Source organism: Methanobrevibacter sp., assembly GCF_051877095.1.
Classification (GTDB): domain Archaea; phylum Methanobacteriota; class Methanobacteria; order Methanobacteriales; family Methanobacteriaceae; genus Methanocatella.
The window spans coordinates 1-12965 of sequence record NZ_JBJEIO010000002.1 but is presented as its reverse complement, the minus strand read 5'-3'; the positions used below and the strand labels follow the sequence as shown (position 1 = coordinate 12965).

Annotated in this window: 14 protein-coding genes; 6 read left to right on the top strand and 8 right to left on the bottom strand. The window is 26.8% G+C overall.

Annotation, left to right across the window (positions count from 1 at the left end):
• Positions 1–39: 39 nt before the first annotated feature.
• The 3 genes from ACI389_RS01245 to ACI389_RS01235 form a co-directional block, all read right to left on the bottom strand.
• Entirely contained in the window at positions 40–561 is a 522-nt protein-coding gene (locus tag ACI389_RS01245; RefSeq protein WP_294005745.1) for a FumA C-terminus/TtdB family hydratase beta subunit, read from the bottom strand.
• A gap of 243 nt (positions 562–804) precedes the next feature.
• Positions 805–2067 (bottom strand): MATE family efflux transporter, encoded by a 1263-nt coding sequence (locus tag ACI389_RS01240; RefSeq protein WP_439779743.1) that lies wholly within the window; start codon positions 2065–2067, stop codon positions 805–807.
• A gap of 349 nt (positions 2068–2416) precedes the next feature.
• Entirely contained in the window at positions 2417–2764 is a 348-nt protein-coding gene (locus ACI389_RS01235; RefSeq protein WP_439779742.1) for a DNA adenine methylase, read from the bottom strand.
• 288 nt (positions 2765–3052) lie between these two features.
• Here ACI389_RS01235 and ACI389_RS01230 point away from each other — a divergent pair, with 288 nt between their 5' ends.
• From ACI389_RS01230 to cas1, 3 genes are read left to right on the top strand one after another with little or no spacing between them, the layout of a single operon-like run.
• Positions 3053–4225 (top strand): chloride channel protein, encoded by a 1173-nt coding sequence (locus tag ACI389_RS01230; protein WP_439779741.1) that lies wholly within the window; start codon positions 3053–3055, stop codon positions 4223–4225.
• Between the two features lie 38 nt (positions 4226–4263).
• Positions 4264–4539 (top strand): CRISPR-associated endonuclease Cas2, encoded by a 276-nt coding sequence (gene cas2, locus ACI389_RS01225; RefSeq protein WP_439779740.1) that lies wholly within the window; start codon positions 4264–4266, stop codon positions 4537–4539.
• A gap of 1 nt (position 4540) precedes the next feature.
• Positions 4541–5536: a CRISPR-associated endonuclease Cas1 gene (gene cas1 / locus ACI389_RS01220; protein WP_439779739.1), complete on the top strand. Its 996-nt coding sequence runs from the start codon at positions 4541–4543 to the stop codon at positions 5534–5536.
• A gap of 204 nt (positions 5537–5740) precedes the next feature.
• Here cas1 and ACI389_RS01215 read toward each other — a convergent pair whose 3' ends face one another.
• The 3 genes from ACI389_RS01215 to ACI389_RS01205 all read right to left on the bottom strand — a co-directional run bounded on the left by ACI389_RS01215 (position 5741) and on the right by ACI389_RS01205 (position 6797).
• Positions 5741–6040, bottom strand: coding sequence for a hypothetical protein (locus ACI389_RS01215; protein ID WP_439779738.1), 300 nt, complete (start codon positions 6038–6040; stop codon positions 5741–5743).
• Between the two features lie 85 nt (positions 6041–6125).
• A complete protein-coding gene (locus ACI389_RS01210; RefSeq protein ID WP_439779737.1) occupies positions 6126–6533 on the bottom strand; it encodes a hypothetical protein in 408 nt (135 codons plus the stop codon).
• 63 nt (positions 6534–6596) lie between these two features.
• Positions 6597–6797 carry a hypothetical protein gene (locus ACI389_RS01205; protein ID WP_439779736.1) on the bottom strand — a complete coding sequence of 67 codons (201 nt, stop codon included), beginning with the start codon at positions 6795–6797 and terminating at the stop codon, positions 6597–6599.
• A 256-nt stretch (positions 6798–7053) separates the two neighbouring features.
• Between ACI389_RS01205 and ACI389_RS01200 the strand changes: the two genes are divergently transcribed.
• Positions 7054–8160 (top strand): TMEM175 family protein, encoded by a 1107-nt coding sequence (locus tag ACI389_RS01200; RefSeq protein ID WP_439779735.1) that lies wholly within the window; start codon positions 7054–7056, stop codon positions 8158–8160.
• A gap of 100 nt (positions 8161–8260) precedes the next feature.
• On the opposite strand, the gene ACI389_RS01195 is transcribed toward ACI389_RS01200, so the two are convergent.
• Positions 8261–8554: a hypothetical protein gene (locus tag ACI389_RS01195; protein ID WP_439779734.1), complete on the bottom strand. Its 294-nt coding sequence runs from the start codon at positions 8552–8554 to the stop codon at positions 8261–8263.
• 228 nt (positions 8555–8782) lie between these two features.
• Here ACI389_RS01195 and ACI389_RS01190 point away from each other — a divergent pair, with 228 nt between their 5' ends.
• Together ACI389_RS01190 and ACI389_RS01185 are read left to right on the top strand one after the other, a co-directional pair.
• Positions 8783–11479 carry a hypothetical protein gene (locus ACI389_RS01190; RefSeq protein WP_439779733.1) on the top strand — a complete coding sequence of 899 codons (2697 nt, stop codon included), beginning with the start codon at positions 8783–8785 and terminating at the stop codon, positions 11477–11479.
• Positions 11480–11748: 269 nt separating this feature from the next.
• Positions 11749–11982, top strand: a complete 234-nt coding sequence (locus ACI389_RS01185; protein ID WP_439779732.1) for a hypothetical protein — start codon at positions 11749–11751, stop codon at positions 11980–11982.
• Positions 11983–12158: 176 nt separating this feature from the next.
• Here ACI389_RS01185 and ACI389_RS01180 read toward each other — a convergent pair whose 3' ends face one another.
• Positions 12159–12662 (bottom strand): hypothetical protein, encoded by a 504-nt coding sequence (locus tag ACI389_RS01180; protein WP_439779731.1) that lies wholly within the window; start codon positions 12660–12662, stop codon positions 12159–12161.
• Between the last annotated feature and the right edge of the window lie 303 nt (positions 12663–12965).

Sequence of the window (12965 nt, the reverse complement as noted above, 5' to 3'; positions counted from 1 at the left end):
AATATAATATGAAATTAAACTATATATAAATATTTATTTTTAATCATACAAGCTATTACCTTCACTATCCATAGCCACTATAAGAGGTCCAAAATCTTTAACTTTCAAATTCCAGATAGCTTCAGGCATTCCTAAATCCAACCAGTCAACACTTTCAATTTCCTCAACTGCATCCACATATAATGCAGCACAGCCTCCTGTTGCCACCACATAAATCGCATTATTTCTAACTAATGCTTCCCTTACAGTATCATCCATTCCACCTTTACCAATGACAATTTTAGCACCTAAATCTAAAACATCACTTTGATAAGGATTCATTCTCATTGAAGTTGTGGGGCCAACAGCAACCATCTTATAATTCCCATCTTCCTCTGTAACTATAGGACCTGCATGAAACAAAGCAGCACCTGAAATATCCAATGGTGCGCCATTTTCAAGAATTCTTTTGTGAGCCTGATCTCTTGCAGTTAAAATATTACCTGTCAGGTAAACTACATCTCCAGCTTTCAATTCATTTAAATTTTCATCTTTAATTGGAACATTTAATTTTCTTTCCATCAATTCCACCTTTAATAATATATAAATATATAAAATTTTTAGATTTAATAAATTTAATGGATAAAAATAGCAATCTGAAAAATTATGCCCTATAAAAACATTACATAATCGGATATTCTGAACTGAAATTTTAGAAAAGGTAAAAAAGTTCTAGAAATTATATAGATTCTAATGGAATTATATCTATACTATTCTGAGTTATAAAAAAATGCAAAAAATAATATAAAAAAGAATTAAATAGCATCATTTATAATACTTTTGAATCCTTTTTACATAGATATAAGTGAAGATTATTTCAATTACACCACCAACAAAATTAGCTGCAATAATTCCATAATAAACACCAGTTTCTTTTAAACCTATAAATAAAAATATAAAAACTAATGTTAGAATAATCTGTTTAAAGAATGTAAAATAGAGACTGTAATCTCCATGACCAAAACTCTGCAAGATATAGCCTGAAACAATACTCCAACTTGAAAATACAACATATAATGAAAGTAAAACTGTTATAGATATAATTTGGTCATTTAGTCCAGCACCACCAAAGAGCAATGCCAATTGTGGAGAGAAAATAGCTAAAATAATAGCCATTAATACAGAACCTACAAATCCAATAATTTGAGTGAATTTAAATGATTCTAGAATTGTTTCACTTTTACGGGCACCAAATAATGCTCCAAAAATACTAATTGAACCTGTTCCAAATCCAACAGAAATCATAACACCAATACTAATTAATCTCCACACAGTTGTATAAACAGCTACTGCTTCTGTAGTTGCAACCATAACCAGAATTACATTAATAATCATTGAAAACAAAGACATTAAAATCTGTTCCATACTTGCAGGAACACCCACTGAGATAATATCTTTATAAATGGACATGTTTTTATTATAAGTATTTAAATCTAATAATTCTCCTCCTTTTATATATCTCCAATAAATGAAAAGCATTAAAGATATAATATTTGATAAAACTGTAGCTATTGCAGCTCCAGCAACTCCCATATTAAAGGTATAAATAAAAATTGGATCTAGACAGATGTTTAAAATAGCTGCAAGAGCTAATGGAAAATTTGATTTAATTCCTTTATTTTCAGATCTGTAAACACCACTAAAAACATACTGAACAATAACCGAAAATGCTCCTATAATAATCCAAAAACCATAATCATATGCAAGATCTAAAACACTTGCACCACCAATAGCTATTAAAATCGGTTTTAAAAAGGCCAAAAGAATGACCGGGATAATAATACTTATAATAATACTAATAATTAATCCATGAACTCCACTATTTCCAGCTTGTTTTAAATCTCCTTTTCCTATAAAACGAGCCACAGATGAGTTTACTCCTGCTGAAATTCCAATTCCCAAACCAATTATTATAATAAAAATTGGTGTTACAATACCTATTGCCGCAAGTGCATCTGAACCTAAACCACTAACCCACATTGCATCTGCAACATTATTAATCATTGTTAAAAGTAAAGATACAATCATAGGAATACTTAATCCTATGATACTTTTACGAGGATTGTTAATTAAATCAGTTGCACTAATAACAATCCCTCAATATAAAATTCATAATTAAAACCTCCGAATAAATTAAAAAAAGGTTTATTTACATTTTTATGAAAATATAAAAATAGTACGAATACATTAAAACTTGTAGACAGCTATATTGAGATATAGAATAAAACCTATGGAATAACTTAATTGATTAGTATAATAAAAATGTTTCTAAAAAAATAAAATAAAAAATGATTATATTCAAGCTTTTGTTTGCGCATATAATGAATACAAGTTTATAAGATAAACAACTAATATTCCATAAAAGAATAATCTTTTTTTATTTCATGAAAATAGTATAAGATGCCCTAGTGATATGTTCTTCTGAATAATTTTCAAAATCAACGATATCATTATTAAAAGTACTCTTAATATTAAGATAATATTCTTTTCTATCATCTTGATTTCTAGGCACATATTCTTCTTGTAGAATTGATAATTTTTCAATTAATTCTCTATGATTATTTTTAATAACATTATATGTCAAAATAAGTTCTTTATTAATATCAAAAATATAAGATTCTTTAATTTTATAATTATTCATTAAATAGAAAAATAAAGCTCCTCCGCCAATAAATGGTTCTACATATTTATCAATATTTTTAGATTCTTTAATCTCTTGAGGCAATCACTCTTCAATTGTAGAAATTAATTGTTTTTCCCCCAGCCCATTTAAGAAAAGGTTTAGCTTCATGATGTTTTTTACTATTTATAGACATAACTGTTATTCTATCAAATATTATTAATAAATATCATCAAAGCTCAATTGAAAACAAATCCTAATTTTACTCCATGCATCATTTTTATTTTACAATCAAAAAAAAGAATATTCCACCTATTTAATAACTATAAACTAAATAGTATAATTATGATAATATCAAGAAAAAATTTAACCTATTATACCGGATGCTTTTTAATGGGTATGATTTTTGCAGTTATTGTTTGGTTATTTTTGAAATTAATGAAAATTGGAACTGCATTTTTATGGGATTATCTTCCAGGACAATTTGACTTAAAAATTTATCCAATTATAATATGTCTGTTAGGAGGATTAATTTTAGGTTTAATTAAAACCAAATATGGTGAATCTGTCTATGAGATGAATGTAATACTCTCAAATATGAAAAATGGGAAAAAATTGCAAAACGAAAATATACTTTTAATATTTGTTAGTGCATTGATTCCTATAATATTTGGTGGTAGTATTGGACCAGAAGCTGGATTATGTGGAGTTATAGTAACTCTTTGTATATGGTTATCAAAATTCATGACTTTTTTTAAGAAAAATATCTATGATATTTGTGATGTAGGTATTAACTCAGTATTCTCTTTAATATTTGTAGCACCATTATACGGTTTGATAGCTCCAATAGAAAATCAAGAACACAGTGAAAAAAAGACATATAGTAATATTTTCTGTATTTTAGGTGCTCTACTTGTATTTTATATTATCGGAGAATTTTTCGGTGCACCTATCGGTTTTCCTCATGTTGGTGGATATGATATAAGTAACTTTGAGAGAATACTTGGAGTGCCATTAGCAATTATCGGTTCATTATTTGGAATAATATATTTACTCTTTGATAAGTATACTGGAAAAATACTTGGAAAAATGAAATTTAAAAATAATATTCTAATTACATGTTTAATTGGAGGATTAATATTAGGTATTTTCTGTATAATATCACCATTGACTCTGTTTTCTGGTGAAACAAATATGGAATTAATTCTTGAAACTTATGCAGTATATAGTCCAATTATTTTAATTACTATTGGACTTGTAAAATTACTTCTAACTAATATTTGTATTAAAACTGGATGGAAAGGAGGTCATTTCTTCCCAGTGATCTTTTGTGGAATTATAATTGGATGTGGATTTTCATTATTATTTAATTTAGATATGGGATTTAGTGTAGCTGTTATAACTGCTTCAATTCTTGGTGTTTTACTTAAAAAACCATTAGGTGCTGCATTATTACTATTATTATGTTTTGACCCGAGAATAATTCCATGGCTTGTTGTAGCAGCAGTTATTGGTTCTATTATTCCGACCGATTGGATTAATCCAAAAGAAGTTGAGGAATGCTAAGCATTCCTTTTTTATTCATTAAAAATTAAATAATATTCATGTATACTATAGTTATTTTTGAGGTTAATTTCAAAACCAACAAAGAAAAAATTGAAAACATTTTAAGACATTTCGGACTTAGAAAAATTCAAACCAACACATATATTGGAAAATTAAATAATACTGATTTAACTATTTTTAAAAAAGAAATTGAATTGGAAATTCGCAGAAAAGACAGTTTACTAATTCTACCTATTTGTGATAGTTGCTATTCTAAAAAAGAAACATTTGGACGGGAAATAAATTTTAGTGAAAATTTATACAGGGTTTTTTAACATGAATATTTTAATTGAAGGATTCAACAAATCAATTCATAAAAAAGATAATCAACTTGTCATAAAACAAAAAGATACTGTCCTAGATTCCATTAAAGCAGACAAGATATCTAGCATAGTTATAATAGGAAAAGGATATATAACATTTGATGCTCTAACACTAATTTCAAAAAATAACATTAAACTAATCTCCATGGACTATTCCGGCAAATTAAATTATTTAATAGAATCACCAGATTGGAGAAATGTAAAAATTAAAAAACAACAATACTTACTAAGTGAAAATAAAAAAGGCATCAACATATCACGTGAAATAATAAAATCAAAAATGATAAATCAAAAAGCAACATTAACAACACTCAACAAACGCCGTAAAATTAAACAAATCAATGAAATAAAAGATAATATTACTCTTCAAATCAATAAATTGAATTCCATTAAACTAACAAATAATCATGAGAAAGTAAAAATGCAGATAATGGGATGTGAAGGAAAAGCATCAGTTCATTATTGGAATGGGATAAAATTATTAATTCCAAAAGACATAGGATTTGAAAAAAGAACCAAAAAACCAACAGATTTATTAAATTCCATGTTAAACTATGGATATGCTATTTTAGCAACTGAAATAACCAAATCCATATTAATAAATGGGTTAGATCCATATTGCGGTTTCCTCCATTTTGACATGGATAACAGAACAAGCCTAACATATGATTTAATAGAAGATTTCAGACAACAACTCGTAGACAAAACAGTATTAAATCTTATCAATAGAAAACAAGTTACAAATAATGATTTAGATAAAAGAAACAAAAGTATAAAATTAGAAAAAAGAAAACTGATTATTTCAAAAATTCAAGAAAAACTACACTCAACAATAAAATACAATGATGAAGAAGTAACTTACAGCGAAATAATTAATAAACAATCATCAAATTTAGTAAAAACTCTTTTAAATGATGAAAAATTTAAAGGATTTAATTTGCATTGGTGAAGACAACATTAATATTTTTAAGTTATGAATGTTTGTCCTAAAAAACAGATAAAAAAAGATAGTACTTAAATAATTTTTTGAGGACAACAATGCCCTTTTTTAAGGAAAAAATCATGACCCTGAAAAAAAATTTAAAAAAGAAAAATAAATACCTTAAATAACTAAAAGAAGAAAAAATAATAAGAGTTTAAAACGAATATTATCTTAAGTAATATTCAGAACAATGAACTGGAATAATGCTAACATTATTCCCACTAAAGAACATAACATTATTCCTGACAATAAAATTTTCCATGAATTACTAATATGAGTGTTAAATAATATTTTTTGAGCCAATAAATTAGTGAATAATGTTGCTTGCAAAGTCAACATTGCCCCTGTAAGAACAATCATTTGACTATTCTTAGAATCAATCAACTCATTACGAGCTACCTCCTCATCATAAGCATGAATCATTAAGTCAAGTAATAATTTGTCACGTTTTAATGTTTCATCATTAGGCATAGTATCTCCCTCTAAAAAAAAATAAAAGCATGTAAAAAAAAATAATAAAAAAAGTAAAACAAAATATGATAATAAATAACTATTATTAATGTTCCTTTAAATACTCATCAATAGGAACAACCTTCACCACATTATGATTTTCATCTCTAAAAATAATAGATTCAATTAACTGTTTATATTGTGGATAATCCTTAACAAATTGAACCATTTCATCAGTTTTAATATTAATCCTAGCAGAAACTGGGTCGTAAACAGGATCATTCTCGGATAGTTCTTCACGCCTACCTCTAGCACGATACATTTTCTCACGAATATCATCCCTAGGTTCTAAGAATTTAGATCTTTCTTTTTTATAAAATGGATCATTAACATAAAGAGACGCCATAATTCCATCAGGAATAACATCTTCAAAAATAATTAATTCAGCTTGCATATCTGAAGGTAAATTCCGGAGTAATTCTCTGTTCAATTTAGTGAATCTTATGAGTGGCATAAATATTCTCCATTTTAAATATATTTAATTATTTATATATTGTTTTTTGAATATATAAAAAGATTATGGTAATTTCCAAACTTTTTTCTTACTACTCAAATCCTCAACCTTGTCTAAATGTATATTAGGTAAAAATAATGTTTCATAATCTTTAGGAGATGAAGTAATTCCCTCAACATACAGTATTTTAGTTTTTTCAGGGATTAATATATAATTTAATTCATCACCATATTCATCAACTTTGGTGAATTCATGAATTGACATTGATGTAAAACCTTTATCATTATATGTTGTTTTGTTTAAAACGAATATTATCTTAAGTAATATTCAGAACAAAATCAAAAAAATAATTATAATAATATAATAATATAATATATTAAAAAATAATCAACATAAAACCAAACTGTTTAATATAAATCTCATTTTTACAATAATATTGAATATTATTATATTAACTATAAGATTTAGTAAAAAAATAAACAGAAATGTTAAAAATTATACAATAAGGTTTATTATTTTAATGAAAAAAGAGGAAAGATATATGGAAAAGAAAAACAATGACGACATAGATTCAAATAATTTTCTAAAATATATTGAAGATGAAGAATTAAATAAAGATATTCATGAATTGAATCTTGCAAGAAAAAAACTCAGAAAACGTTTACATGAATTAAGAATGGAAAATAATCCAGAATACCAGAATTTATATGAGGATTTCGACAAAAGAAGAAAACTAGTAGATTATGGCATTGACGAATATTCTGGAAAAGCAAATCCAGAAAATCCAGAGCAAAGAGAACACCAACACAATAAAAAACCCAAACAAGAAACTATAAACCAAGAGCAGAAAATATCCAGTTCAGAAAACCCAAATCAAGAATCTAAGATACCAAATACAGAAAACCTAAACGAACACAAAATATCCGAAAACTTAAACCAGAACAGAGATATTCCAGAAAATAGATGGTTAGAATTCTTCAATAGAAATAACACATTAAGAGACAGATTTAGAGATGCATTTAGCCAGAACGTTAGTATAGATCCTGGAAGATTACTTGCACTTACTGATGGAATCTTCGGAATGGTTATGACTCTTCTTGCTTTTGGTATTGAACTACCTGCTACACAAATGAAAACATCACAAGACATTTTTAATTTTATAGTTTCAACATTACCTACAGTAGGTACTGTTCTTGTTAGTTTTATTCTAGTAAGTACCTTTTGGGTATATCATCATGAAGTAATTAAATTAAAAAATATGGACACTATCTATCTATGGTTGAACATTCTATATCTTGCGTCACTATCATTTATTCCATTTACTACATCATTGATGGGTTCATATGGCCAATATTTCCTTATCGAATGTGTGTTTATAATTAACATATTTATTATTACATTATTATTTACTGTATGTGTACATTATGCAAATAATAAGAATTTCCTTGAAGATACAATGGAAAAAAGTCAAAGAAGATATTATCAACATACTTTTGCTATAATAAGTTTATTAACATTTGTTGTGGTCTTAGGTGACTATTTTATTAATTCAGCATTTACCTATCTATTAATATTAACACCATTTATTTTCATAATTACACAATTAAAGCATGACAGTAATAGTTAAATTATTTTAAGAATCCCTCTTAAAATAATTTTATATAAAAATTCTATTTTCCATACTAAATTTATTCAATAAAAAATGGGAAAGTATAAAAACAGCAAACTTATACATTAACCCCATTTTCAGAGTCCTCATCTGTATTTTCTAGTTTTTCTGTAAATGTTTTTGCACTTTTAAGTTTTTCTTGTATTTTAGATAATTCTTCTTCAAGGTCTTTTTTATCCTCTTCCAGAGAACTAATGTATTCTTCAGTTCCACTTGCAAAGTCTTCATATAATTCCAATATTTCTCTTGCAGACAATACAGAATCTTCTTTTAGAAATTTTTTTGTATGTGGTTTTATTCTAATGCTTAATGGTTGTAACCTTTGTTTTTTCCCATTTGTTTCATCATCCATATACGTTTAAAACGAATATTATCTTAAGTAATATTCAGAACTTAATTAGTAAAAAGTCTTAAATATTAAATTATACATATTATACTCATTAAGTTTATGCTTAATAATAGATTTTTATTCAATATTATTTAATAAAATTATATTTTATTCAACAATTTAAAACTCATTTCAATTGTAAAAATATAATATTGTTTTAATTATCTATATAATTTACAAGGAGGTGAAAACGTGTTAAAAAAGAAATTAATCCTCATAGTAAGTATTATTCTATTATTCTCTCTTTGTTTGGTTAGTGTATCTGCTACAGACAGTAGTTTAATCAATGGTACTGATTCATATGGAGATAATCTTCAAAGTTCTAATTTGGACTTAAACAATACTTTAAATATTGCAAGTGATTATAATACTAAACTCAATTCTGAAGATGGCCCCCAAATTATATTAGATAATAATGGCAATGGTGGTAGTTTCAGAGACTTACAAAATTTAATTGATTCCAATACAAATGGAACAATAGATTTAGATAAGGATTATAAATATTCTGAAAATGACAATCTACCTAATGGCATCACAATTAATGGTAAAACTTTAGTTATTAATGGTAATGGACATACATTAGATGGATCAAGTCTTGCCAGAATATTTAATGTAAGTGATTCAATTTTAGAATTAAATGATTTAAAATTAATAAATGGTATGAACAATGAATCTGGAACAGCGATATTTGCCAACAATGCTAAATTAAATATTGATGACTGCAGTTTTAACAACAATACAGTTAATATAAATTTAGTTAACTATACTAAATCCTTCTCTGTTAATGGAGGAACTATTCATCTTTTAGATTCTACAGCAAACATTAATAATTCTAATTTCACTAATTCTAATGTTAACTTCAGTGCTGATAATAAATATAATGAAAACGCTGTAGTTAATGGTGGTGGAATTTTTTCTAAAGATTCTAATCTTAATATCTCAAATTGTCTCTTTAATGATAATCATTTAATCAGCAATTATGCTCATGTAGTATTCTTAGGATCTGCTATCTGTACTGATGGTAATATCAATACAACAATAGTAGATTCAAACTTTACAAATAATAACTGTTCCTATGGGACAATCGACGATTCAACTGAGAACCTAATTGTTGATAATTGTTTATTCAACAATAATTATGCTAATAGAGGAGCCGATATCTATTTAGAAAGTGATGTTTACAATACTACAATATCCAATTCTAGATTTATTAATTCACATTCTGAATCTGATGGTGGTTCAATATGCTCATCTGGTGGTTCTGAAGATGGAAGCATAATGTTTAATAATTGCAGTTTTATTAATACAAGTAGTGGTGCTGATGGTGGAGCATTGTATATAGGTTCTGAAACCAATATTCTAGACTTTAATAACTGTAGTTTTATTAATACTATTGCTTCTAAAGGTGGTGCAATAGAGTATGACGATGGTACTATCTCTAATATTAATAACTGTACCTTTATTAACTGTACTGCATTAAATGGTGGTGGTGCAATATTTAATGAGGGTATTAATGTTAATGTTACTGTCAGATTTTCAAAATTTGTTAATTGTACTGCATCTAGACAAGGTGGTGCTATTTCCCATTCACCATATGGTTATCATTATTTTACTGTAATTAATTCTACATTTTATAATAATACTGCAGAAGAAGCTGGAGCAATATATATCTCTGATGAGGATCTTGGTAGGATATATAATTCCACATTTATTAATAACTCTGCAAGTTCAGAAGCTGGTGCAATCTCTTGTAATAAACAAGGGGAATATAATTACGGTATTGATATTATAGAGGGTAATATATTCATTAACAACACCGCTCCTGAAGCAGGTGCTATATGGATATGTTGCGGCAACATTAGTAACTGTGTTATTATAGATAACCCTGATAATAATAATCATGATGTTGTTAGTAATAGTTATTGGGAAGATGGTGTTAATTTGACCTATAACTGGTGGGGTTCTAATAAAAATCCAATTGACAGATATACTAGTAATAGTGAAAAGGGTATTGTTAATCATAATTGGGTTTTAATGACCTTTGTAAGTAATGAGACAGTTATGTTTGTTGGTAATACATATAATTTGACTGCCGGTTTAACCCAATACACTGATGGTGAAAAAATTAGTAGTTTTAACCAGTATTTACCAATCCGTAATGTAAGTTTCACTGCAAAAACCGGTGCATATGATCCTGAAACCGGTGCTTTGGTGGATAATAAATTAAATACGTTATATTCTAAAAGTACTACAAATAACACATTATATGCTACTATTGATTATCAGACTTTAGAGTTACCTGTATTTGAAGCAAAAATCTTTACAAATAAAACTCCGAACCTTGTTGCTGTTAAATTAGGTGACGAACTTTCATATATTGTTGTAGTTAAAAACATTGGTGATTATAATCTTACTAAAGTCTACTTTAATGAGAATATACCAGAAAATTTAATTTTTATTAGATTTATTGGAGATAACTGGACTATGGATGATAAAAATGTATTTTATTATTCTAATAATTTAGAGCCTAATCAAACTGCCAACATTACATTATACTTTAAAGCAGTGAAAGAAGGTAATCTTACTAACACAATAGTTGTCAATACTCATGAAATTAACAATATTACAATTAATAGTACAGAAGTTCAAGTCATATCAAATAACACCAATAAAACAAATAATACCAATAATACTAATAACACCAATAAAGCAGATAATAATAAGGCAAATAATAACAGTAATATTGGTGATGGTTATTATAATGAAAATGGCTTAAATAACAATAATGCAGCTATTTTTGTTGAAAATAGTCCTGTTACTGGTATTCCTGTACTTGTCTTAATCATTACATTACTCTCTTGTGTATTTATACCTAGAAGAAAAAGCTAATAATTTACTAATGGTGGATTAGCTTAATTTTAGTATTGTACTGGAAAAAATTAGATAGTTACTAATGATTAGTTAATTGGGTATTGTACTGGAAAGAATTGGTGTAATTGTTTATTATTAAGATTAAATATATATTGAACATTAGAAAACAATTAAACACTTTTTAATTAGGATTTTTTAATCCTAATTACTTTTTTTATTTTACTGAAAACTAACTATTTTCAGTATTTTTATATTAACATGGAATTTTTAAATGAAATCAATGCTTTATGATGCTACTTGAATTTTTCCTATTGAAATACATTTTCCTATTGTACGGTGGAGTAAATGATTGGTATACAGTTGGTATTACAGTAATTCTTGGATTAATGCAAACCGTCCCCATGCTATTTGAAGAGAAGAAATCAAGGATAACTGCCAGATTTATTACAAGAATATTTGGTGTATGGGAATGGTTTATTTGGAGATATTGCCGATGGATCATGTATAGTGGAGGAGGATGATTTCATGGCACTTAGTGAGGTTAAAACCCCAATAGTGTTCACCTCAGGAAATCATGATTACTATCTTGGGTTTAAAACGAATATTATCTTAAGTAATATTCAGAACATAGTATCAGTTGCAGAAACTGCACAAATGCTTACAAACAACAATAGTAATGCAAAAACAATTTTATTATTCATACTAATAAATCATCTTTGTAAATTTGTTTATTTAATTGGTCTTCATTGATTTTGAATGTATCAATAAATACTTGAGCTTCGTCTAATGTTTCGAATTTGCCTTTGAAGTATTTGTATTGCTCATCATAACCGCTGTCTTCGACTATTGTCAGATTATCTAAATCAATGAATACATCATATTCGTTCATATCATCCCATTTAAAGATATATGTTTTATATCCTTGAGATGTTGGGTCACTTTCTATTTCTTCAAATAGGGCATCGTTTTGATTACTTTCAACTTCGTCCATGCCGTAATCCCTTTCAGCATAAATTGAACAAACTAAATTTCCATCGGGATAATCATATGAAACTCCTGATCCGAATAAAATATTTTCGGCTCCAGTTTTATCTGTTAAATTATCACTAATGTTAAAAGTTGCTTTATTTGCATAATTAAATTCGTGTGTTTTGATATTGTTGTCGTTACTATCAAAAAAGACCTGCAGATACAGCAGCACCAGACGTAATTACAATTGCAAAAATAGTTAAAATTAGTACTAACTTTCTTTTATTCATAAAAATTTTTCCTCCATTCAATGAATAAGAAAATTTTTATTTTTTTATATATATATATCTTGTGATTAAATTGACTATTTTTTATTATTTTTATTAATTTATAATTTGAATGTACATTTACTTTTGTGGTGTTGTATTATCTAATTTTCAATTATCAAAGTATTTAAGATTATTAGACTCTTTCAAAAATTTTGTTGATTTTCAAAATCCTTTTTGCGGTTGTCATTCCAAATTAGATCTCTGCG

Bases quoted from the DNA above. Each gene is read 5' to 3' on its own strand.
- ACI389_RS01245 (WP_294005745.1), bottom strand. From the start codon at position 561: ATGGAAAGAAAATTAAATGTTCCAATTAAAGATGAAAATTTAAATGAA.
- ACI389_RS01240 (WP_439779743.1), bottom strand. From the start codon at position 2,067: ATGATTGTATCTTTACTTTTAACAATGATTAATAATGTTGCAGATGCA.
- ACI389_RS01230 (WP_439779741.1), top strand. From the start codon at position 3,053: ATGGGTATGATTTTTGCAGTTATTGTTTGGTTATTTTTGAAATTAATG.
- cas2 (WP_439779740.1), top strand. From the start codon at position 4,264: ATGTATACTATAGTTATTTTTGAGGTTAATTTCAAAACCAACAAAGAA.
- cas1 (WP_439779739.1), top strand. From the start codon at position 4,541: ATGAATATTTTAATTGAAGGATTCAACAAATCAATTCATAAAAAAGAT.
- ACI389_RS01215 (WP_439779738.1), bottom strand. From the start codon at position 6,040: ATGCCTAATGATGAAACATTAAAACGTGACAAATTATTACTTGACTTA.
- ACI389_RS01210 (WP_439779737.1), bottom strand. From the start codon at position 6,533: ATGCCACTCATAAGATTCACTAAATTGAACAGAGAATTACTCCGGAAT.
- ACI389_RS01205 (WP_439779736.1), bottom strand. From the start codon at position 6,797: ATGTCAATTCATGAATTCACCAAAGTTGATGAATATGGTGATGAATTA.
- ACI389_RS01200 (WP_439779735.1), top strand. From the start codon at position 7,054: ATGAAAAAAGAGGAAAGATATATGGAAAAGAAAAACAATGACGACATA.
- ACI389_RS01195 (WP_439779734.1), bottom strand. From the start codon at position 8,554: ATGGATGATGAAACAAATGGGAAAAAACAAAGGTTACAACCATTAAGC.
- ACI389_RS01185 (WP_439779732.1), top strand. From the start codon at position 11,749: ATGATGCTACTTGAATTTTTCCTATTGAAATACATTTTCCTATTGTAC.